The organism is Nonlabens marinus S1-08, assembly GCF_000831385.1.
Lineage (GTDB): Bacteria > Bacteroidota > Bacteroidia > Flavobacteriales > Flavobacteriaceae > Nonlabens > Nonlabens marinus.
The window spans coordinates 2,292,582-2,316,828 of the sequence record NZ_AP014548.1; the positions used below are offsets into that span (position 1 = coordinate 2,292,582).

Here is a 24,247-nt window from a genome sequence, read left to right on the forward strand (position 1 = left end):
AATAAAGTTTAGACTGTCTAAGATTCTTCTCCAGAATTTTCCTCTTCCGTAGCCTCTTCTTCTTTAACTAATTGACGTTGAAGAATATTCAATTGCTTCTGTTTCTCTTTAATCACGTCCAATTCCTTTTTCAAATTCGCAATATTTTTACGTTGCTGCACTAAAAAAGGGTTTTTGTCATCTTTTGCGTTGATAAACTGAAGATTGTTTTCTAATTGTCGGGTTTCATCTTGTATTTCATCTCTGCGCTTGCGCAAATAAAACCGTTCATTCTTGAAATCGCGATCATCACCTTCCTTAAGGCTTTCTAATTTGTTGTTGTATTTCAACATTTCCGCATCTACAGCGCTCATTCCAGCTGCTGTCAATTTAGATTTGACAAGCTTTTCAAACTTCTCCTGTAAGTGTCTTTTGGAATAAGGGATACGACCTAGAGCGTTCCATTCTTCCATAATTGACTCAACCTCCTTCATTATGGTCTCCTTATCATCTTGAGGAACCAGTTCTTTCAACTTGTCATAAACTTCTACCTTCAAAACAAAATTGGCTAGCTCTTCTTTGCTTTCAGCTTTTTTCTGAGCGTTTTGCTGATCAAAAAAGGCGTTACACGCTTTTTGGAAGCGTTTCCAAATCTTATCACTGTCTTTGCGAGGTACATGACCTATTTTCTTCCAATCGGCTTGAATGCGCTTCATGGTGTCTAGAGATTCTTTGAAATTCCCAGCTTCAGAATGCTCTTCAGCAATTTTTACTAACTCTAACTTCTTAGCTAGATTTTCCTGCTGTTCATTTTTCAAGCCTTTATAAAACTCATTCTTTGCTTTATTGAAGTCTCTTGTAACGCTGCGGTATTGGCTCCAGAGTTCGTTATTTACTGCTTTTGGTGCTGGGCCGGTTTGTGTAAAGAGTTCTCTTAACGCATTTATTTCCTTAAGACGTTCCTGCCAGTCGCGGTGGCTGCTAGGTTTACTGTCTATAATATTACGCACTTCTTGAATGATGTTTTCTTTAATAGTCTGGTGTTTACCTGCCATTTTATCACGCTCCTCATAATACGCCTGGCGACGCTCATGAATCACATCTGACGCTGCTTTAAACTCTTCCCAGATAGGATCTCTCAATTCCTTCTCTACTGGGCCAGTATCTTCTTTCCACATGCGGTGCAACTCTTGAAGCTCCCGCAACGCATTATGAACATTAGGCTCGTCACCTAACTCCACCGCTCTAGCAATAATCTTTCTACGGAATTCTAGGTTGCGTTCAAAATCTTTGTCTCGCAACTCCTTACTCAAGGAAATATAGTCGTAGAAGTTCTGCACGTGCAAGCGGTAATCTTCCCATATGATATTGTAGGCATCGTGTGGTATGCTTCCCGTGTTTTTCCAGTCGTCTTGAAGTTGATTGAACTTCTTAAAAGTAGATCCTATATTTTCTTCTTCAGTAATCAGGTTTTTGATCCCTTCAATGATGGCTCGTCGCTTTTCAAGGTTCTGTTCTTTCTCTTTGCGCACCTGACGCTGGAATTCTCCGCGTTGTTTGCGGTAGAGTGCGTGTAGCTCTCTGAATGCTTTACTTTCTGTATTCTTATATTCAAAATCAGCAGAACGTTCTTCTTCTGCCAGTTCTAATTGGGCTTTTCTAAAAGCTTCTTGTTGCTCCAGTTGAGTTTCTTTATCGACCGTTTCAAAAGCTTTTTCAATATCACCTGCTTGTGATTTAATTTTGTTGATAGGGAATTCTTGCATCAAGTGACGCAACTCATCTGTCAACGCCACTATACTCATCTCACTGTAATCCTTTGGTTCTGGATCACTGGCAGTGGCATCAAATTCCTGATCTGATTCTTCATCATCCTCATCTTCATCCACATCAACGATAGGGTCTTCCGTACTTTCTACTTTGTCCTTTTCTTCAACGATAGCATCCTCATGAGTGGAGTCTTGATCATCTTGCTTGGTTGTAGTTTTTACTCCTGTCTTTTTAGCTGTTTCAGGTGATTCTTTCTCTACCTCAATATGCTCTTCCGGCTTTGATTTTTGGGATTCGTCTACCATTGCATTTTCAAGGGTATCTTCTTGCAAGTGATCTTTTTGATCCTTGTTTAGCTGTCCGTCTGCATCTTTAGGCAGGTTATCTTTCGTGTCCATGATATGGGTTTAATTAAGACGGCAAGATAAATAGAATCTCCCGCTATCACAATCTTGTAGAGAATTACCTATTCCAAAGTTCCCAAGCTCGCTCTGCTTGATGCACAAGCATTTGATATCCATTCACTGCCTTAGCACCTTGTTGCAATCCTTTTTTCATGAAAAGTGTCTGGCTAGGATTGTAGACCAGGTCGTAAAGAATGTGCTGTTTTCCTAGATGTTCATAAGGGATTAATGGACATTGATGAATATCTGGATGGGTGCCTAAAGGTGTGGTGTTGATGATCAATTTTACTTGAGAAAGTACATCCTTATTCAGCACTTTGTAATCGATGGTATGTTCGTCATCACCTGGCGATCGACTTACTTTGAGAAAGGGGATTTGTAAGGATTCTAGCGTATAGGCAACTGCTTTAGAAGCACCTCCAGTTCCTAAAATAAGAGCATTGCCGTCAATAGGTAAAAAGGGCTCCAGGCTCTTAGCAAAACCGTAGGCATCGGTATTGTGACCCGTCCAGATGTTATCCTCAATGACCACTGTATTTATCGCGCCTATGATTTCAGCCTCTTCACTCACACGATCTACCACTTTCAACATGCTTTCCTTATAGGGAATTGTCACATTAAGACCTCTCAATATTTCTGATTTTCCTAGCGTGGTGCGTTGAGATGGGTTGTAAAGTACGCTTTCGCGAAAGCGAACTAGATCTTCCTCACTGCCCAATTCAAAATTGCGGTACTCATGATCCTTGAGTTTCAACTCTTCGAACTTTTGTGAAAAATAGGCACGGGAAAAACTGTAATCCAGTCGCGCACCGATCAATCCAAAAATGCTAGACGGGATCTTTTTGGTTTCCATAATGGTCTAATAAATACACGATTCCAAAGCCAATTCCTATCATCACGATGGCGATCCAGGTTTGTGGATCTGCCATGGATGGCCAGTAACGTTCATAGTTTTCAACAATGCGGTTGCCCGTTACATCAAAGGCAAGGTCGCCAAGATTATTTAATTTATAGGTTTCTTCTTTCCAAGGCCACACTACCCCTAAAGAACCGGTTATGAAACCGATGATGGTAGCATTCGTCTCGTCTCGATAATGTTTAAGTGTCCAACCTAATAAATGCGATAAGCTGATCAAGCCCGCTAGTGAGCCAAAAACAAAAACTACCAGTATCACTAATAAATCCATATGAAGTGGGTCGTTCCACCAGGTAAAATCCCCTTGAAGCGATAGAATTACTGTCTTCAAGAAGGTATTGATACTATCGACCAGTAAGAGCACGTAATTTCCTAGCAAAATCAAAATATAACTACCGCTCAATCCTGGCAAGGTCATCCCAGTAACGCTCACCATACCACAAAAAAACACAAAAAATAAATTTGTGTTGTCTTGAGCAGGATCGAGTAGGGAAGTGCCTATGCCTATAGCCGCTCCCAGACATAACAAGCCTATATTTAGCCGGCTCCAGTTATCATAGTTGCGGGACAGGTAGTAAATAGACCCTAGAATCATACCAAAAAAGGCCGCCCAAACTAAAATAGGATAGTATGAAATGAGAACATCAAAACCTAAACTAACTGTGAAATAACTGATAAGCTCACCCAACAACAATAGACCTAAAAACCGACCATTAATATAATACCCAAAACTGCGGAAGCGTCCTGCTGCGAGCAGTTTCAGTGCTTTGAGATTCAGTTTTTGAAAGCTGTATATAAATTCTTCATAGAATCCAGCCACGTAAGCTACAACACCACCGCTGATCCCAGGAACTTTATTAGCCGTACCCATAGCCATACCTTTAAGAACCAGGAAAAACTTATCGCTAAGACTGCGGGTAGGTTGACGCACTATTCAGGTTTTTTTATAGCAAAACGTTCTAAGATAAGAATAAGTAAAAAGCCTATAACTATTAAAGCTATTACCCAAAGCAATTGGGGATCGCCATCATACTGCGAGGGCAAAATACTCTGCTCAAGAAAAGGAACTTCCAGACCTTCACTATTTGTTCTGGTACTCAAGACCTTTTTCCAGGGCCACAATTTGTTTAATGATCCTATCATGAAACCAGTAAGCAGTGCTAGAGTTAGATTTTTTTTGTGTTCAAATAACCATGTTAATGCTCTTGAAAACAACTTAAGTCCTAGGATCGCACCTACACCTACTAAGGCAAGATTACCTAGGCTACGCAATGCTTCCGTCCAATTTCCTTTAATCACTCCTTCTACTAATCCTGTAATAGAACTTAGTACGGTGGTGTAGCTGCCTAATAGCAATAATAAAAAAGCTCCTGATATTCCAGGTAAAATCATGGCGATAATGGCAATGAAACCCGAGAAAATCAGATACCACCAGCTGCCTGGTGCTCCTAATGGTTCTGCAATAGTTATAAAGTAGGAAACTAAGGAACCTACTATAATTGCCACGACAGCTAATAAATTCCACTGCGTAATCTGTTTGCCGATGTACCAAACACTCGCGAGTACTAATCCAAAGAAAAAGGACCACACTAGAACAGGGAAATGCTCTAGGAGATACGTAATTAACTTTGCCAGACTCAATACGCTGATGGCAATACCTAACAACAAGGAAAACAAAAAGCCCAAGTTATATTTGACAACAGTAGCTTTCCAACCTATTCGGTTAAAATCTGTCACCATACTAAAATCTAAGTTGTCAATGGTTTTGATCAACTCTTCATAGATTCCAGTAATAAAAGCAATAGTACCACCAGATACTCCAGGAACAACATCTGCCGCGCCCATCATCATTCCTTTAAGAACTACAGCTCCTTTTGTTTTAAATGACATAAATTGAAACTTCAAATATGAAGTGGTAAACTGTTGTAATACAGCTCTATAACTTTTATTTTTACCTATGAATAGTTTGCTTACGATCTGGACCTACACTAACTATTTTAATAGGAATGTTCAATTCTTTTTCTAAGAAATGGATGTAGTCAGTTAGTTCCTTTGGGAACTCTTTCTCGTCTCTTAGCTTAGTCAAATCCTCTTTCCAGCCTGGCATTTCTGTATAGACTGGTTCTACGTTTTCTGGCTCGATATTATAAGGCAGGTGTTTGATCTCTTTACCACGGTACTTGTAAGCAGTAGCGACTTGGATTTTGTCAAACCCACTCATGACATCACCTTTCATCATCATTAGTTGAGTCACACCATTGATTTCACAAGCATATCTCAAGGCCACAAGATCTAACCATCCACAACGTCTCGCTCTACCAGTAGTAGCACCAAATTCGTTTCCAACCCGTGCCATAATCTCGCCATACTCATCGTCTAATTCCGTTGGGAATGGTCCGCTACCCACACGAGTTGTGTATGCTTTGAAGATTCCATAAACTTCACCTATTTGTGTAGGTGCTACTCCCAGTCCTGTACAAGCTCCAGCTGCTGTAGTGTTAGAAGAGGTTACAAATGGATAGGTTCCAAAATCTATATCTAGTAAGGATCCTTGTGCACCTTCAGCCAGGATGGTTTTTCCATCTCGTTGTGCTTGCTGTAGATATTCTTCAGAATCGATAAAGGTCAATTCTTTCAACGCTTTCACTGCTGCGAAAAATTCTTTTTCTAGTTCCTCAAGGTTGTATTCAATATCCACATTGTGGAAACCGATCATCGCCTCATGCTTGTCAGCCAGATTGCGGTATTTTTCTTTCCATGTAGGCAATTCCAGATCTCCTAAACGTATGCCGTTTCGGCCAGTCTTGTCCATGTAAGTAGGTCCGATACCCTTCAGCGTACTTCCAATTTTTGCTTTCCCTTTTGATGCCTCACTTGCCGCATCTAGCAAACGGTGCGTAGGTAGGATCAAGTGCGCCTTTCGCGAAAGCAATAATACCTTTTTAATGTCTAGATCGAATTGCTTTAAATTATCCAATTCTTTCTTGAAAATCACTGGGTCGATTACGACTCCATTTCCCACGATGTTGATCGCTTCCTTGTGGAAGATCCCGCTAGGAATGGTGTGTAATACATGTTTGATACCATCAAATTCTAGAGTGTGCCCTGCGTTAGGTCCTCCTTGAAATCTTGCTATGATATCGTATTTTGAAGTAAGTACGTCTACGATCTTACCTTTTCCCTCGTCGCCCCATTGAAGACCGAGCAATAAATCTACTGCCATTATGTGTTGTTTTCGGTTGTGTTTTTGACGCCGTAAAAATATAAAGAATGGTTGGTTATCTTGACATCAAAGACCTCCTCAATAGTCTTTTTTATTGACTCAATTCTAGGGTCACAAAACTCGATTACTTCATTAGTATCTTGAATAATCAAATGGTCGTGCTGACGGTCAAAATAGGACTTTTCATAATGCGATTGATTTTGTCCAAATTGATGCCTGCGCACCAGCCCGCAATCCAGTAATATTTCGATCGTATTATAAAGAGTAGCGCGACTTACCCTGTAATTCTGCTCCTTCATTTTTACGTACAAAGACTCGACGTCAAAATGCTCTTCACTAGCATAAATCTCGTCTAAAATAGCATAACGCTCTGGAGTTTTACGATGCTTCTTATCGCTTAAAAATTGGGTGAATACACCACGTACGATTTCCTGCTCTCTTTCTAAATTGTTGATAATTTCACTCATGATTTAAGATCTAGTGACTTTGTCGATGCCGTTAATCTTATTAAGATTTTGCATCAACTTTGTCAACATAGTTATGTTAGGTACAACGACTGTAATATTACCTATAAACACGCCGTCATCACTTGAAAAACTAATGTTTCTAATGTTCACGTGCATATTTTGGGAGATCAACTGGGTGATTTCTTGAACCAGTCCCATCCGGTCAATACCGGTAAGTGTGATATCTCCACGATGTTCTTTCTGGGAGGAATCAATCCATTTTGCTGAAATGATTCGGTACGCATATTTACTTTGTAAACTGATGGCGTTTGGGCAATTGTTTTTGTGCACTTTTATTCCTTCACTCACGGTCGTAAACCCAAAAACCGAATCTCCTGGTATAGGATTACAACATTGTGATAAGGTATAATCTAACTGTGCTTGCTCTTTACCAAAAACCAGCTCATCATATTTTTGTGTGACCTCTTCTTTATGCAACTCGGTATTCTCCGGAGCCTTGCGCATCTTGCTTTTAAAGAAGTTGTATAAGGCGTTGCTGCGACTGCTTGCATACTCCTTGATCATTTTGTTATCGATACTGCCTATTCCCACGCGGTAGAACAGGTCCTGACTGGTCTTCATTTTAAAATACGTCACCATTTCATTGACGGTATTTTCATCCAGTTTGATCTTTTGAGATCTTAACTTTCTGGCAAGAATAACTTTACCTTCATCAGCAACTTCTTTTTGATCGTCCTTAAGAGCACTTTTAATTTTTGACCTGGCTCTAGCTGTGGTAGCATAATCCAGCCAATTTTTGGTCGGCTTTTGATTTTCACTAGTAATTATATCAACCTGATCACCGCTATTAAGTGTGTGAGATAAGGGAACTAATTTACCATTCACTCTGGCACCACGGGTATGTAAACCTACTTCCGTATGTATGGCAAATGCAAAATCGAGTGGCGTAGCACCTTTAGGCAGGGACTTTAGTTCACCTTTAGGCGTAAACACAAAAATTTCTTTGCTGTATAAGTTCAGCTTGAACTGCTCAACAAAATCTATAGCACTGGCCTCTGGATTTTCTAGGGCTTCTTGCAATCGATTAAGCCATTCATCTAGGCCGTCTTCTTCACTGCCTTGCTTGTATTTGTAATGCGCTGCATAGCCTTTTTCAGCTATTTCATGCATGCGCTCACTGCGTATTTGCACCTCTACCCAGCGTCCATCTGGTCCCATCACTGTAATGTGCAGGGCTTCATAACCGGTGGACTTAGGGGAGCTGATCCAATCGCGCAGGCGTACTGGATTTGGTCTAAAATGGTCGGTAACTACACTGTAGATTTTCCAAGCGAGAAACTTCTCATTTGCCCTGTCACTGCGAAATATAATGCGTACCGCAAATTTATCATAGACCTCGTCAAAGCTTACATTTTGCTTTAACATCTTACGGCGTATGGAGAAAACCGATTTAGGTCTTCCTTGAATGCGGTATTCTAAACCTTCCTTATTCAGGCTGTCATCAATAATCCCGCTGAATTGTTTGATGTAATCGTCTTGTTGTTCCTTACTTTCTTTTATGGACTTTTGGATATCGTCAAACACATCAGGCTCCGTGTATTTTAACCCTAGATCTTCTAATTCTGTCTTGATGTTGTACAATCCTAAACGGTGCGCAATAGGAGCGTAGATGTATAGGGTTTCACTAGCGATTTTCACCTGCTTGCTAGGTGGCATACTGTCCATTGTTTGCATATTATGCAAACGATCAGCAATCTTGATAATGATTACTCGCACGTCATCATTGAGGGTCAATAGCATCTTCCGGAAATTCTCTGCTTGAGAAGAGATGTCCGCATCATTTTTGAGGTGCATGATCTTAGTCAATCCATCCACGATCAATGCAACCGTAGGATTGAAAAGTTTTTCAATATCAGCCAGCGTGTATTTGGTATCCTCAACCACGTCGTGAAGCAATGCAGCTGCAATCGCTGTAGCGTCTAGACCTATTTGCTTTGCAACAATTTTTGCAACAGCAATGGGGTGAAAGATGTAGGCTTCTCCAGACTTGCGGCGCTGCGGAGCATGAGCCTCAACGGCTAGATCAAAAGCCTGGCGTATCAATTTCTTGTCATCGCGGGACAAGGCTTGATAGCTGATCTTCAGCAATTCCTTGTATTCCTTGGCAATACGTTTGTTTTCTTCTTTAACCGCAACTTCTGTCATAACAGTAAAAATACATTAGTTTGTACGATTAATCAATATAGAAAGGAGCCATATGTGTGTGGTTTTTTCGCTTTCGCGAAAGCGAAAAAATCAAAAATCATAAGGTGTGAAATAGCAGGTAACCCAATTGGGATTTAAAGACTGTTTTCTATATAAGTGTCAAGAAGGGCTCTCGTTTTATTCTGGATTTTACGTTCCATAATATTTGTCCATCCTATCAAAAAACCGCTGATTCCAAGTGCCTGTCGAGACCAATTCCAAAGGTTGAAATTATCCCGATGATGCACTATAAGTCCATCCTTGAAGTCAAAACTAGCGAGGACCTGATTGACGACCTTGCGATCGCTTTTTCCATAAAAATAAGTTGCCGTCCAGGCTACTTGTGCAGTATCCGCCCCATAAATGAGAACTCTATAGGATATTTGAGGTTTACGTTTTTTGTTTTCTAGTAGCATTTGCCACATGCATTCCGCTCGCTTTCCATGCAGTTGCCCAAAGACTGGGTCTTCAAAAACTATTTGCGGAGCATAACATTCTATCATGCCATGCGCATCGCCGTGAGCGAAGGAGTCGTAGAATTTATTAAGCAGCTGCCGCGTTTCCATGAGAAGATTTGAAGTGAATATAAGAAAATTAACCCAAGGGTTTTCATTTGCTTTTAGTCATTACAATTAGTTTAAACTGTTGCTTTATTTATCGGTATAAATTTCTCTTATAGCAATCTTTGATAATTCTCTAATGTTTGTCTGGTATAGCTGTAGAATTCGGATATATTTGATAAATAACTTACTAAAATCATTTCTTATGGATACTAAATCAGGACACGATAAAGGCGCGGCAAATTCAAATGTTTGGGAAATTAACGACCCTAGCGCTGTTGCTAAATGTCCATTCATGGGTGGTGTACCAACGAGTACCGCAGGAAAAGGAACGACTAATAAAGACTGGTGGCCTAATTCCTTAAACCTAAATATACTAAGACAACATGCTACAAAATCAGATCCTATGGGAGCTGATTTTAACTATGCAGAAGAATTTAAAAGTCTGGATTTAGAAGCTTTAAAGGCTGATTTGAAATCCTTAATGACTGACTCTCAAGACTGGTGGCCGGCAGATTATGGACATTACGGTGGATTATTTATTAGAATGGCCTGGCACAGTGCAGGAACCTACCGTATAGGCGATGGACGCGGTGGTGCAGGATCTGGTACGCAACGATTTGCTCCACTAAATAGCTGGCCAGATAACGGGAATCTTGACAAGGCGCGACTGTTGTTGTGGCCTATCAAGAAAAAATACGGTCGTAAAATCTCTTGGGCAGATTTGATGATTCTAACAGGAAACATGGCCTTAGAATCTATGGGTTTTAAAACTTTTGGTTTTGCAGGCGGTAGAGAAGACGTGTGGGAACCAGAACAAGATATTTACTGGGGATCAGAAACAGAATGGATGGGTAATGAGGCTCGTTATGCGACAGGAGATCTAGAAAGCCCGCTAGGAGCAACTCACATGGGATTGATCTATGTTAATCCTGAAGGTCCTAACGGTAATCCAGACCCACTAGGTTCTGCACATGATATAAGACAGACTTTTGGCCGTATGGCAATGGACGATAAAGAAACTGTAGCTCTTACTGCGGGTGGTCACACCTTTGGAAAAGCTCATGGTGCCGCAGATCCTGAAAAGTATGTAGGAAGCGAACCAGCAGGAGCTGCCATGGAAGAAATGAGTACAGGCTGGAAAAACTCCTATAAAAGTGGTGTGCTAGATGACGCAATCACCAGCGGACTGGAAGGAGCATGGACACCAAACCCTACCCAATGGGATCATGATTATTTTAAAGTATTGTTAGGTTATGAATGGGAATTAACTAAAAGTCCTGCGGGAGCGCACCAGTGGAAACCAACAGCTGAATCCAAGGCTATGAAAGCACCTCGTGCTGGAGATGCCTCGGCAACTCAGGATTTGATGATGTCCACGGCAGATATGGCGCTTAAGAAAGATCCAGAATATTTAAAGATCTCCAAGCACTTTTTAGAAAATCCAGAAGATTTCGAAGACGCTTTCGCGAAAGCGTGGTACAAATTAACCCATAGGGACATGGGACCTAAGTCTCGCTACCTAGGAACAGATGTGCCTGCGGAAGATTTGTTATGGCAAGACCCTTTACCAGAAGTAAAGACTCCTATCATCGATGCATCAGATATTGCACATTTAAAGGAAGTGATACTTGAAACTGGGTTGACAGTGTCTGAATTAGTTTCTGTTGCATGGGCATCTGCTTCTACATTTAGAGGTTCTGATAATCGTGGTGGAGCAAATGGAGCACGCATACGTTTAGCACCGCAAAACCGCTGGGAAGTGAACAATCCGGAGCAGTTAACGAAAGTCTTGAACGCTTTAAAGAAGATCCAAAACGATTTTAATGATACTCGATCAGGTGGTAAACACGTGTCAATGGCAGATTTGATTGTATTAGGAGGAACTGCTGCTGTAGAAAAAGCAGCCAAAGATGCAGGGCATTCAGTTAAAGTTGGTTTTGATGCTGGTAGAGTAGATGCAACTGTAGAGCAAACAGATATAGATTCATTCGGATATCTAGAGCCTAAAGCAGACGGGTTTAGAAACTATGTCAAAAAAGGACAAAAAGCGACCGCAGAAGAATTATTGATCGATCGTGCCAATTTAATGACCTTGTCCATTCCAGAAATGAGTGTGCTGGTAGCTGGTATGCGTGTTTTAGATACCAATTATGATGGTTCTAAGGACGGTGTGTTTACTGATAAACCTGGAACACTTTCCAATGACTTTTTTGTAAACGTGACTGATTTAGGAACCACCTGGAAAGCCATGTCATCTTCAGAAATGTTGTTTGAAGGAAGCGATCGTAAAACAGGAGAAAGCAAATGGAGAGGAACGAGGGCAGACTTGATTTTCGGATCCAATACAGAATTACGAGCAATTGCTGAAGTCTATGCTTGTGAAGATGCACAAGAGAAGTTTGTAAAAGACTTTGCTGCAGCCTGGACTAAAGTGATGAACCTAGATCGATTTGATTTGAAATAAAATCAGTTCGCTTTAAATTTTAAACGGCTCCTATTCGGAGCCGTTTTTTTTTGAACTACATTGATTTTTTATAATCTATCCCTATAGAAATAGGCCTATCTACTTTGATTAGACTTTTTAGCCTTCTTTTCAGCTTTCTTTTCTTTCACCGTCTTAGCCGGTTCTTTTTTCATATTTTTCTTTGCGTCTTTACTTTTAGCCATGATAACATTATTTTAAAGTTAGGCTAATCTAGTCATTTATAATTGAGCAATGTATAGTGTCAATCCCATAACGAATATTAAAAATATTCTAAATAGAGCATCGTAATAGCGATGGTATCAAAAACGGCATGAAAGAAAATACCGTACCATAGATTCCTTTTAAAATACAAGATCAAACCGTGATAGGCCATTCCTGCTAGGCAAGCGTTGATAGCACCGGCCCAACCCAGTTGAACATGATACAACCCAAAAAGTAGTCCAGTAATCACAAAACTTGCAGGAGCCGCAATTTGGTTAGGAAACAGCTTTTCAATATGGGTAAAGATGAAACCATGAAATACAATTTCTTCATACAATCCACCGATGATCCAACCCATCAATAAAATGAAAAGGTAGTATCCTAGGTTTCCTCTTATTTGATCATACAAGGGCACTTCCACATCTTCAAAAACAATAAAGCTCTCCAAGAGCGGAAAGAAAATATATTGAAGAAAACAAAAAAGTATAATCGCCGCAATGGTACCAATCAACAATGGTTTGAGGCTCAATCCCTTTAAGGTTAGACCTACGTAGGCAAAGTTTTCTCCTTCATACCTCAAATAGAGCCCTATCAATAATAGAATGGGTAGGCCATAGAAAAAGGGGAAGGGCACTAGACCAGAGTGCGGTAAGATCAAAGCTGTTGCAACGATCAACAAGATGATGACACTTTCTTTAAGACCAGCTCGTTTTACTTTAACTCCCATTTGCAATAGTTTTATTTGCTGCTAGCATCAAATAGCCTTGACTTCATAGGCTTTCAGGCAATTTTCTAGAGACTCCCCTTCAGAATGTATGCATTCACAGAACTCAAATCCAGCGACTTCATTCTCTGTTCCTTCAAATTGTTGTTGACAATCGCCTACAGAGTTCCTAGGCATTACATCAAAGCCGAACTCTGATATTACAACAGTCAATACCATAACAGCCACCACTCCTGCGAAGAAAGCAAATGGGAATTTATTATTGTACTTCTTTGGCTTTTGGAAAAAAGCAGTCGGCTGGATGTTTTTGAGAGGTAACAAATATTTCAATCGGTCGTAATTCCATACGATCAAGAACAGATTTGCAAACACCATCAATGGAGAGGTAACTAAAGAACCTTCAAATCTAACAGCAATGGAAAGGATGCAAATATTTACAATGATAGGTAGGTACAAAACAGCACCCAATGCAACGGTTCTAGGAATCAAAAGTAATAGTGCAGCGAGAACTTGTGCTACACCTAGAAACGTATAATAATATCCAGTGTGATGCAATGCCTCGAGATAGGCTCCCATAGGATGCAAAGCAGATAAACCACTAGCAAATCGCTCACCAAATATTTTTACAAGACCTGCTACTATAAATGCGTACGCCAGACTAAACCTACAGAAAAGGGAAAAGAGCCAATACCATCTATTCTGCTTGATGCTGAGGTAATGGTTTTCAAACTTAGATAAACGTCCCACGATCGACTTTTTAAAAACTCCTTACGGAATTAGATTATCCATAGGACGTTATCGACACTTATATTGTTACAAGTAGCTCTTTAAAACTAAATTTATCTGTGAATAAAGAAATCATAGGTAGCAGAAATACAAACTAGAGCGTGCCCACAAAATCTGCAAAAACCTCCTTATGTTTTTCCAGATTTAAATCTGGAGATAAGGACGCCCTTACAATGTAATCTTTATCACCTTCCTTAGTTGTTCCCTGGGTGCTTGTTGCAGGAATGGTCCAGTAGCAGCCTTTTAATTGGCCATAGCTCACACAAAATTTACTCTCCGTTGGAATTTCAGAAATCATCATGTTGATGAGTTTCAAATTCAGCTTTCGTTTGTAAGATTCTCGTTCTTCATCGGTCGTACCTTTTGTGGGAAGGTCTAGTGAAAAGACAGAAGGGGTGAAGCCTTGGGCAGCAAGCTCTTCACTTACAAAGTTCATTTTAGCCTCTGGCAATGATTTTTTAATAAAGTTTACGAATTCTCTCGTATTCTCATAAGCATCAGCTATCCTTTGGTTCATGGAGGGCAATTGCTGTGCTAATATTTCAAATTGAAAGCTAGTTGCCTCATTGTCACAAAGTTCTAGATGAAGGCCTATTTTCTCCATTAAACCTGTCGTTTTGTTGTTTCCAACCACATATCCTGCAGTACACTTACCGCCGCTAGGAAATTTTGAGCCACTGGCATAGGAGATCGTTCTCACAGTTGATAGAATTTCTCCTTCTCCTAAAAACTGGTAATTAGGACAAAATGTTTGATCTAATATAAAAACTGGGTCTATAGCAGGAGTGCCGCTAGGCGTAGTTCGCTTTCGCGAAAGCGTACTTTTTAAAGCTTCCAAAACTGGCACTTCCACTCGAGGATTGGTCGGGATTTCTGCAATGATATAAGGAACAGCATCTTGTGCGGCAATTTCTTCTAACACGCGATCGATGCTTCTTACCATATCGTTATCGCCATCTACCGGTAAATCAACCACTTCTACAGTGTCAAGGGTAGCGGCAACCCGTCTTGCTTGATCATTTGTACCTCCATAACAATTAGGTGGGACGATAAACTTGATGGCTTTGCCTTTATGATTTTCAATGGCATCATGAATCAAACCCATCATGATGGCATATTGTATGGATAATCCACTGGATCCTACATGAGGAGTTAAATCAGTACCAGTGACTTTTTTAATAGAGCTTAAAACACTCGCCTTATCGGCTTCCAGATTAGTTTCAATTCTTTCAATTTCAGATTGATTGACAAATGAATGTAAAGCTGTCAAAGAATTTGCTGGAGTCATTGCAATGGTTTCCCTGCGACGCACATGCTGGATATCAGATATGTATTTATTGTTAGCTTTTCCATTGACTGTCAATACACTTCCTAAGTCTCCATGCAGCTGAATGTGAAAATCAATCGAATCAGCTATCGACATTGTGCCTATAGAGGCATCGCTAGAGATAAGTACAGTGCTACCATCAAATACCGCTACCTCACTCATGGAGCTTATTTGTTTCAGCTCAAAAGTATAACCGTAAACTTCCTTAATTAAAGGAGTATCAAAATGTTTTGGGAGCTCGCCAGTATAGAAAACTTGAGTTGTTTTGTTCTGTAGAAGGTTGGTTCTCAAAATAGACAAAAGCGGAATGGACTGAGAGGAAAAACTAATCACATTTTCTGAATCTAAATGATGAATTTTGGCAATTCCCCATTCCAAGATGCAAGAGAGCGGATGTCCTAACCGGATGTAGTCATAAGCCGTGGGCAACTCAAGGAGAACAGATGTATCTGAATTACTTGCCTGATACAATTCCTCAAACTTTTCTAAGAATTGAACCTTAGCAAATTGCTCCTCATAAATATCTAAGCGATGCGTTGTCAATCCTAACCAATCTGTTGGCCTATTTTCTAAAACTTCTTTTATATAATTTAATACTTTATTGTCTTTCATTCTGCAGCTATAATTCGTTTGCTTTCAAGTAGGAGGCTAAAACTTTACCTGGTTTTAATTTCTAGATTACCTACTAATTTTGAAAGTCAAAGGTACAAACCACATATGTCCTTAACTGCATTTGATAAGGTCTTTGCTTAAGTTTATGACTGTGCCTGAGTACAAGATTTAAAAGAACCAACTGGGTCTTTGTAAAAATTGAATCAATATTTTATAACTTTCTAAATAGCACAGAAGAATTCCCCATTAGGACCATCATTCTCCACTAGAGCAGGAGTTAAGGCACCTGGTAAAACTGCCTCTACAGGGTTGTCTGCATGTTCTCCACCTAGATCTGTTTTGAGCCAGGTAGGATCCAGATAATTGATACGTACATTAGTATCTTGAACGGCAATGGCAAGGTCCATGCTCAGCTTATCCACAGCCCACTTAGAAGCACCATATGGAGCTAATTGTGGTTGATCCATAATTCTCGAGGTCACATTGACCACCCGACCAAAATCATTTTCAATCATCGCTGGCATGAAGGCACTACACAATTTGTACATCGCCACTACATTAACCTGGTACGTCTCCATCCAGTCTGTAGTAGAATGGCTCCAAATATCCTCGCGATACGGGCGCATGATTCCAGCATTGTTGTATAGAATGTCAATAGAAATCTGCAAAGCCTTTACTTGCTGGATCAATTTACTGATCTGGTCATCATTGCTCAGATTTCCATAAACACTATAGGTTTTCACAGGATACGATTTTAAGAGATCCAGCGTTTGGCTCGTGCTTTCTTCAGTTCTACCGTGAAGGATAATGTTGCAGCCTTTTTGAGCGAGGCCTAGCGCTATTTGTTGTCCCACGCCACGACTGGAACCAGTTATAAATGCATTTTTACCTTGTACATCAATCATGTGAATTCTTTTAATGTTTGTGATGTGTTCGCTTTCGCGAAAGCGAACTTGCTATTGCTCCACCTTTATAGCAATGAAGCGGAAGCATGAATTATAGAGTACTGTCGTCTTTTTTCTTACCGAAGAATAAAAACTTAAACAATTTAAAACCTCCTAAAGCCAATATACCTACCACAATACCCGTGATCACCTCTGACAAAATGGTGGGTAGCGAGTGCAATAGCTCTTCTATAAAATGGACGTTATGCAAGAAAATGCCACCAGCTACTAATATGAGCGCAATCGTCCCGATGACTGATAAACTCTTTACAATCTTAGGTAATGCAGCTACTAGAAAAGCTCCAACGGAATGCTTAAATCCCTTTTTCTCATTACTAGATTTGATCATCTTGAAACCTAAATCATCCATCCTAACAATGGCGGCAACGATACCATAAACGCCAATGGTAGCGATGATGGCCACCACAGAAACTACTAAAACCTGATTCAAAATAGGCTCTTCAACCACTGAACTAAGGGCGATAATCACGATCTCTACAGACAGAATAAAGTCTGTTACAATTGCTGCTCTGATTTTTTCTTTTTCATGGGCGACAATTTCCTCTTCAGTCATTTCCAAAGGCGGTATGTCCGTTTCAGAAGCAGCATGCGGGAAAATCCATTCATAGATTTTTTCAGCACCTTCAAAGGCGAGATAAATTCCACCTAGTAGAAGGATTATAGTGATTGCCCAAGGCAAAAATGCACTGAGCAAAAACGCTACCGGTAGTATAATTAGTTTGTTTATGAAAGAGCCTTTGGTAATCGCCCACAATACAGGGATTTCTCTTGAGGAAACAAAACCTGAGGCTTTTTCTGCATTTACGGCAAGATCATCGCCTAGAATTCCAGCTGTCTTTTTTGTCGCTACTTTGCTCATCGCAGCCACATCGTCCATAAGAACACCTATATCATCTAGTAAAGCAAAAAATCCTGAGGCCATGTAATTTAAAATTTGTGTAAAGGTACAAAGCAGGTGGAAGTATTGTGTGAATAGCCATAAAGTAACCTACTATTTTGAGATTTATTGATGGGATTGGAATTTCGAAAATCTTCTATGCTACTATAGAAGGATTAATACTCATCAAAGTAGTTCCCTCAAGTGATTTTGATTACACCGATAAAGAAATAATTATCTCTTCGCCTTGTCAATAACATCAGTCGTTAACTCATATTGTCTGATCTGTTACTCTTGACATTTCTCTGGTAAATCAGCTGGATGTACTGTTCTAAAGTCGTGCTTATCCATCGGTATAATTTCCACCATTTTATCGATCATGCCCTGTGGGTCAAATTGGTTATCGGCCATCTGTTGCGCCGCTTTTTCAACATGCTTAACATCTGTAAAATGATGATCATCGTTAAACCATTGTTTGTAAGTGTCATACATTCTATCATTGAATCCAGTATCAAATGGTCCTGGGTTGATTGTTGCGACTGTAATTCCTAAGGGCTTTAATTCATCCCTTAAACATTGAGCAATTACTTCGAGCGCATGTTTTGATGGTATGAACAGCACCGATATTGTGATGTCCTTTTTTTGCAAGTCCTATGGCAGATCCTTTCCCCAGTCCAGATCCTGCGCCTGTAATTAAAATAGTTTTCATGTGTTGTGATAGTTTAGAAAAAGGTACCTCTATGTTGACGTGTATCTACCACAGTTGGCTAAACCTTAAATTATAAAAAGCTAAACTATTATTACTTAATAGGTTTACTATCAATAATTTACTAATGTACAAGTTCAAATTATTATGGACACTTCTCCAATTAGGAAGGATAAATGGTAAAATCAATAGTGACAGGCATGGCTGCGGATTACCGTTAACAACAATGAACCAGTCAGAACATCAAGTTAAGTACCGCTCGCTAACTATCGCTTTGATATTTTCCATACTTAGAGGTTTATGGAAAAAGCCTTTTACAGATTTATATTGACCTGCTTTAGATAGATCGCTTTTATCAGTAGAAGATGAAACAATGTAGATATGAAGATTAGGAAACTCATTGACCTTTTTTTTCTCAACCTTATCTAGAAATCCCCAACCATCTAATACAGGCATATTGATATCTAAAAGAATTGTGTAGGTCCCGTTGACATTCATTTCTTTTTGAAGGTAATCTAAAGCTAATTGACCATTTTCGAATTGATCAATTTGTAGGGTAGTGTCTACGAGTCCTAATAGACGGGCCGCGATCAAACGATAAATAGCATCATCATCAACTAATACAATTTTTCTTTTCATTGGGGCCAATTTACTAATTTATCAGTTCATTTGTTTCACTAACAATGTCCTTGACTATTTGATCCATTTCCATCGTAGAAGTACGTAACTGCTCCATCCAAAAGTTTAAATCATCTGATAAATTAGATTGCTCCTCCAAGAGGTTTATGATGCCCAACACTCTAGAAAGTGGTGCACGTACAACATGTGATTGCGTCCACGCAATATCTCTAAGGGTTTCATTTTGTCGCTCTATTATTTTCATGCGCTGCACAGATTCCGTAATATCCGTCATGGCTCCAACCATGCGAACTGCAACCCCTTTGTCATCCCTAATTATTAAACCTTTGTCTTTTACATACAAGGTTTCACCATTTTCGTTAACTACTCGGTATTCCAGTTCCCATCGGGTTACTGTTGGATCAGCTATTGCTTTGTGAACACTGTTTTGAACTTTTTCAAGGTCTTCGGGATGAAAGTTATCTTGCCAGAATCCAGAAATATTTTTCAAGTTGGAAGCCTTCTTACCGAAAAATCGTTCTACGACTTTATCACGCTCATTGGTACCATTTATTAGGTCCCAATCCCAGATAGAGTCATTAGTAGCCTCAATAACTTTTTCAAAACGTTCTTTCGACTCTAGGATTTTATTTTCAGCCTTTTTACGTTCTGTAATATCTAGAACTATGGCTAGGAATCGTTTTTTGTCGCCTTGGTTTACTAATTGTAAGTGGGCTTCTACAGGATAACTGCTTCCATCTTTCCTTTGATGAATGGTAAAAAAGATAATTTTCTCTTTTTCTCTTGTTTCTAGAGGGTTGATGAGTTCTTTAAACGAGGATATCGTAAAGTTTGGCTTCAAGTCTAACGGTGTTAAGGCTTCAATCTCTTTTGAAGAATATCCTAAATTGATGAGTGCACCTTTATTTATATAGGTATATTGAAGGGTTTCAGCATCAAAAATGTAAATCTCGTTTAAACTGTTTTCAATTGTTTTTTGAAGATTACTTCTTTCTGTTTCAGATTTCTTAATTTCAGTAATATCAATATTAGTCCCTAGATAACCTACTAGTTCGTTGTTCTTATTGAATAGTTCTTTTGCGGTACCGTTCACCCAAACAACATCTCCATTTTTGTGTTGAAATCGGTATTCATAAACCCACTTTCCATTAGATAAAACAGATTTATACCAGTTGTTTTTAACGTAATCCTCATCATCAGGATGTAAAGCGTTGGCCCAACCCTTGCCTAAGGCTTCCTCCATAGTCATACCAGCCAGATCGAGCCAGGTATTATTAGCATAAATGCAATCTCCTTCGACATTTGTCGTATAGATGGCTATAGGTGACTGCTCTGTATATGCTTTAAATTTAGCATCACTTAGCTGTGCTATCTCTTTTGCTTTCAAGGCGTTTATCTCTGCTACTTTACGTTCATGAATATCTTGGAAGCTTCCATAAATCTTTACTCGAACGTTATTTACTACTTCGCTTTTTCCAATAGCTCTATTCCAGCGTTCATTCCCTTTGGCAGTTATCAATAAGATCTCTTCATCAAACTCAATACCGTCACTAATTAAAAGTTCAAGAGCCTTTTGAATGCGCTCTTTACTCTCTCCTACATGGAACTCTATACCTCCAGTTAAAGTAGGATTGTAACTCTCATCCAGCTCTAAAATATCAAAGAGCATTGGTGACCAGTACATGTTATTCCCATCCTGATGAACCAAGTCCATTTCCCAGCTGCCCATTCGTGCTGTTCTAACTGTTTGCTCGAGTAATTTTTCGTTTTTGACCTCTTCGGTAACATCAAGGATAATCGCATTATAGATAACGGAACCGTCCGCTAGAAATTCAGGTTCTCCAGTACCAAGGAAGGTTTTAAATTCACCAGAGGGCATCATATATCTAAAGCGACTATTCCATCTGGTTTTAGTTTCAATAGATCTAGAAACATCAGCTTGAACCTCTTCAAAGTCACCACCATTTTTAACGCCATTCCATATGAGGTCAAAATTTTCTTTGATCTCAGCTGCTGTATAGCCACATAATTGTTCTACTGAACCAGACACATAATTCAGAGCATCCGTTCCATCAGGAAAGATTTGATACTGATAAACCACTCCTGGTAAGTTATCTGCAAGTGATTGCAATCTGACCTCTGCTTCCTTACGGTCGTTGATGTCTTGAACACTACCGTACAAACGAGTACATTTACCATCTACCATTTCTGCAACTCCATTGGCGCGTACCCATATCTCAGTCTTATCAGTGGATACAATGACCGCTTCAAAATCAAACGGGTTTCCAGAGGTGATGGATTCCTGAATCGCCTCCTGCACCATGGGACGAAAATCCTTTCTGTAGAAGTTGATGGCTTCTTCTAAATTTGATTCATATGTGTTTGGGTCTGTTCCATGTATTTCGTGAACCTTGTCAGACCAGAAAAGACTTTGATTTTCTATATCAATTTCCCAACTTCCAATTTTGGCAAGTCTGCTCGCTTGCTGATTCAATTCTCTTAATTTCTTCTCCTCCGTTACATCTCTCTCTACGGCAACCCAGTGTGTATACAATCCTTTTTCATTGGCAACTGGCGTCATTGTGAAGTTATTCCAAAACTCTTCTCCTGATTTTTTGTAATTGATGATAGTAGTTTCACAGGGTTCCAAATTTATAAGAGCTTTGTCTATTCTTGCCAGTTCTTCTGGATTTGTTTTGCGACCGTGAAGTATTCTAGGAGTCTTACCAATGACATCTTTAGCCTCATAACCTGTCATTTCAGTAAACGCTTGATTGACATAAATAATCTTAGGCCCAGGATACTCAACAGGTTCTACTTTTGTCATTAAAATAGCATCTTTAGTATTTGTGATGACACTCTCTAGGAGCTTAAGCGTATGCTCTTTTTCAATTTTATAAGTGATATCCCTAGAGTTAGATACAATACCATTGACTGCCGGATTGTCTGTCATGTTAGTCAGTACCGTTTCTAGCCATCTCCATTCATCCTTATGATTTTTGAAACGAAAAGGTTCTAGAACTACCCTGTTTTGGGTAGTCAATTGATTCAATCCTTCTGAAGCTCTTTCTGCATCTTCTGGGTGGATAAATTCAAAGGCATTTCTGCCTATAAATTCATCGTGTGGGATGCCAAGAACAGATAGACTGGTTGGACTCGCATACTTATAGTTCGCTTCTGCATCTAGTATAGCAATCATATCAGCACCTTCCTGAACTAATGCTTTGAAGCGCTGTTCACTTTGTTGAATTTTAGTTTCTTGCTCAATGATTTCTTTGGCATCCCGTACGACACAATACATGAGTTGTGTAGTTTTATCCCAGTGTACCGACCATAAATTATAGGCAATACCTCCACATTTTTTCTTATATCTATTAATGAAAGATTTGATGTCTTGACCGTTAAGAATGGCTGCTGCTGTTTCTTCAGTTTTAGGCAAATCCTCTTCTTTAATAAAATCAACGTAAGGTTTGCCCACCAACTCTTCAACGGTATACCCCCAATGGTCAATACTAGCAGCGCTGACAAATACAAAATTGCCCTTCTCATTGATGGTACAAAAAACATCCAGGGATGCGTCAATTAATTGATTTGCTTCAGATTTTTGCTTAACAATACGGGTAATATCTCTTGATTTACAAGCTATTGCAAAAATCTCTTGATCGTCTCCTTTGAGTGGTGTTAAGGTGATTTGACCGTAATGTATTTCATTACTTTCAGGATGAGAATAATGTTCTTCTAAATTAAAACACTCGCCTTGTAGCGCCCTACTATAATAATTTTTCCATTTTTCCATATAACCCTCGCCAAATCCTTTTACCAGTACAGGTTCGTAAAGGTTCAGTTCCTTTCCCGTCACTTCTTTTATGAGGTTAAAATATCTCTTGTTCGCATAAATCAATTGTAAGTCAAGATTGATTATCCAAAGAAGGTCCTCGCTTTGATCCAGAAAGATATTTGTCAATTGAGCTTGATCCATTTGAGGGAGGGTTATAATTACATCGAGAATTTAATAAAATTTGACCAAAATTTAACTTTTAGGGTTCTGATTATTTGATCTAAAAACGAAATGTTAAATAGTTTGAAACCAGATAATAAACAATTTTTTAGTAGTCCATTACTTACACAAAAAACCTTGTAGCAACAACGAATATTCCTTTATTTGTGCGTCAAAGCACCAATTTTGGCTGCATTTATAAAAAAAATGAACAAATGTTATCAATATAATCCTACAGGTTTTTTTTGATATGATTTCTTATAGAAATAATTGAGAAGGAACATGAAGTTTAATGATGATAATTTTTAAGCTATATGTGAATGGCTCGAGAATCGGTAAATCCGGTAATAGAATAATTTTTCTACTACTTTATGAAATTATTTTCTTACTCGATGCTTTAGAGAATTTGTTCTAAGAAAAAGAAACCATCATCACCATGATTCGTTTTACTAAGTTAAACTAACTATCAAAAGTCTGTAAATTGTTATTCCACTACAGTGATGATAGATATTTCAAAGTTAGAATGGGGCGCTAGGGAAGTATAGCTTGACTTTTCAGTTATATCTAGTGATTCCGTTTCTGAATCAGGCAACCCTAGCTATGGTTCAATACAAACAAAATCAGCGGCAGGTTTTGACCAAAGTGCGAGATTGGAAAAGCCTTCAAACTTTACGAGAATACCTTTGTTTTTTCCGCTTTCGCGAAAGCGAACCCAATCAAAATCTACGTCTGCAAGTATCAAAGCATCGCGATCAAACAAGGTCTTTGAAAGTGATAACGCAGAATTTACCAAAGGGATTTCGCGAGTTTCATTGGAAAGTAAACCTGATGAGCCCAAGGTACGAGCCTTTAATGATTTGGTAGTAGGGAACTCGATCACGTAATGCCCTAATTGCTTGCCATCATTGAGCAGACAGGCATAAGCTGTATGACCACCACAGGCAAAATGCATGGGAACCTTGTCTTTATTCTCAACGTAGTAGGTCATCTTCAATTCATTTTCAACCAACTCATAAACCACTGAAAATGAAAACCTAAACGGATACTGTTTCAAGGTTTCTGGAGAGCTGTGTAGTGTAAACGAACATTTTGAATCGGTATGCTGCTTAAAAATAAGATCCTCAGTATGCCTGATGATACCGTGTCTGGGCATCAAATAATCCTGACCTTGATATGTGATCTTGTTGCCTTTAATCTTCCCGATAGCAGGAAACAACACTGGCGAACTGCTGCCCCAAACAGATTCCTCAATCTGCCAAATATATTCTTTACCAGTTGCCTTATGCTTTAAGGATCTAATTTCCGCGCCTGTAGAACTTATGGTACAAATGAGTTGATCGTTCTGTATGGTATAGAGCATGC

Annotated in this window: 18 protein-coding genes; 1 reads left to right on the plus strand and 17 read right to left on the minus strand. The window is 39.3% G+C overall.

The window, feature by feature from the left end; all coding sequences use genetic code 11:
- Positions 1–17 precede the first annotated feature (17 nt).
- The 8 genes from NMS_RS10515 to NMS_RS10550 form a co-directional block, all read right to left on the minus strand.
- Positions 18–2,147, minus strand: a complete 2,130-nt coding sequence (locus tag NMS_RS10515; RefSeq protein ID WP_084217699.1) for a DUF349 domain-containing protein — start codon at positions 2,145–2,147, stop codon at positions 18–20.
- A 64-nt stretch (positions 2,148–2,211) separates the two neighbouring features.
- Entirely contained in the window at positions 2,212–3,006 is a 795-nt protein-coding gene (locus NMS_RS10520) for a shikimate dehydrogenase family protein (protein ID WP_041496674.1), read from the minus strand.
- Positions 2,981–4,000: a DUF368 domain-containing protein gene (locus NMS_RS10525; RefSeq protein WP_041496675.1), complete on the minus strand. Its 1,020-nt coding sequence runs from the start codon at positions 3,998–4,000 to the stop codon at positions 2,981–2,983. Before NMS_RS10525 ends, NMS_RS10520 begins: the two co-directional genes overlap by 26 nt.
- Positions 4,000–4,959 (minus strand): DUF368 domain-containing protein, encoded by a 960-nt coding sequence (locus tag NMS_RS10530; protein WP_041496677.1) that lies wholly within the window; start codon positions 4,957–4,959, stop codon positions 4,000–4,002. The genes NMS_RS10525 and NMS_RS10530 overlap by 1 nt, the downstream gene beginning before the upstream one ends.
- A 61-nt stretch (positions 4,960–5,020) precedes the next feature.
- Positions 5,021–6,292 carry an adenylosuccinate synthase gene (locus tag NMS_RS10535; RefSeq protein WP_041496679.1) on the minus strand — a complete coding sequence of 424 codons (1,272 nt, stop codon included), beginning with the start codon at positions 6,290–6,292 and terminating at the stop codon, positions 5,021–5,023.
- Complete coding sequence (locus tag NMS_RS10540; RefSeq protein ID WP_041496680.1) at positions 6,292–6,759, minus strand: Fur family transcriptional regulator; 468 nt, start codon at positions 6,757–6,759, stop codon at positions 6,292–6,294. Before NMS_RS10540 ends, NMS_RS10535 begins: the two co-directional genes overlap by 1 nt.
- 3 nt (positions 6,760–6,762) lie before the next feature.
- Positions 6,763–8,964 (minus strand): RelA/SpoT family protein, encoded by a 2,202-nt coding sequence (locus NMS_RS10545; protein WP_041496682.1) that lies wholly within the window; start codon positions 8,962–8,964, stop codon positions 6,763–6,765.
- A gap of 134 nt (positions 8,965–9,098) precedes the next feature.
- Positions 9,099–9,569: a nuclear transport factor 2 family protein gene (locus NMS_RS10550; protein ID WP_041496684.1), complete on the minus strand. Its 471-nt coding sequence runs from the start codon at positions 9,567–9,569 to the stop codon at positions 9,099–9,101.
- Between the two features lie 199 nt (positions 9,570–9,768).
- Between NMS_RS10550 and katG the strand changes: the two genes are divergently transcribed.
- Positions 9,769–12,030, plus strand: a complete 2,262-nt coding sequence (gene katG, locus NMS_RS10555) for a catalase/peroxidase HPI (protein ID WP_041496685.1) — start codon at positions 9,769–9,771, stop codon at positions 12,028–12,030.
- Positions 12,031–12,310: 280 nt separating this feature from the next.
- Here katG and NMS_RS10560 read toward each other — a convergent pair whose 3' ends face one another.
- The 9 genes from NMS_RS10560 to NMS_RS10600 form a co-directional block, all read right to left on the minus strand.
- Positions 12,311–12,979, minus strand: a complete 669-nt coding sequence (locus tag NMS_RS10560) for a CPBP family intramembrane glutamic endopeptidase (RefSeq protein ID WP_041496686.1) — start codon at positions 12,977–12,979, stop codon at positions 12,311–12,313.
- 27 nt (positions 12,980–13,006) lie between these two features.
- On the minus strand, positions 13,007–13,723 hold the full coding sequence (locus NMS_RS10565) for a hypothetical protein (RefSeq protein WP_041496687.1): 717 nt from the start codon (positions 13,721–13,723) through the stop codon (positions 13,007–13,009).
- Positions 13,724–13,856: 133 nt separating this feature from the next.
- Positions 13,857–15,701 (minus strand): PLP-dependent aminotransferase family protein, encoded by a 1,845-nt coding sequence (locus NMS_RS10570; protein ID WP_041496688.1) that lies wholly within the window; start codon positions 15,699–15,701, stop codon positions 13,857–13,859.
- 221 nt (positions 15,702–15,922) lie between these two features.
- A complete protein-coding gene (locus tag NMS_RS10575; protein ID WP_041496689.1) occupies positions 15,923–16,606 on the minus strand; it encodes an SDR family NAD(P)-dependent oxidoreductase in 684 nt (227 codons plus the stop codon).
- A 91-nt stretch (positions 16,607–16,697) separates the two neighbouring features.
- The gene (locus NMS_RS10580) at positions 16,698–17,588 is read right to left on the minus strand and encodes a DUF808 domain-containing protein (protein ID WP_041496690.1); all 891 of its coding nucleotides are present in this window, start codon (positions 17,586–17,588) and stop codon (positions 16,698–16,700) included.
- Positions 17,589–17,831: 243 nt separating this feature from the next.
- A complete protein-coding gene (locus NMS_RS13755; RefSeq protein ID WP_231862385.1) occupies positions 17,832–18,191 on the minus strand; it encodes an SDR family NAD(P)-dependent oxidoreductase in 360 nt (119 codons plus the stop codon).
- 301 nt (positions 18,192–18,492) lie between these two features.
- Positions 18,493–18,888, minus strand: a complete 396-nt coding sequence (locus NMS_RS10590; protein WP_041496691.1) for a response regulator — start codon at positions 18,886–18,888, stop codon at positions 18,493–18,495.
- Positions 18,889–18,901: 13 nt separating this feature from the next.
- The gene (locus NMS_RS10595; RefSeq protein ID WP_041496692.1) at positions 18,902–22,867 is read right to left on the minus strand and encodes a PAS domain S-box protein; all 3,966 of its coding nucleotides are present in this window, start codon (positions 22,865–22,867) and stop codon (positions 18,902–18,904) included.
- A gap of 616 nt (positions 22,868–23,483) precedes the next feature.
- The gene (locus tag NMS_RS10600) at positions 23,484–24,245 is read right to left on the minus strand and encodes an aldose 1-epimerase family protein (RefSeq protein WP_041496694.1); all 762 of its coding nucleotides are present in this window, start codon (positions 24,243–24,245) and stop codon (positions 23,484–23,486) included.
- Positions 24,246–24,247 lie beyond the last annotated feature (2 nt).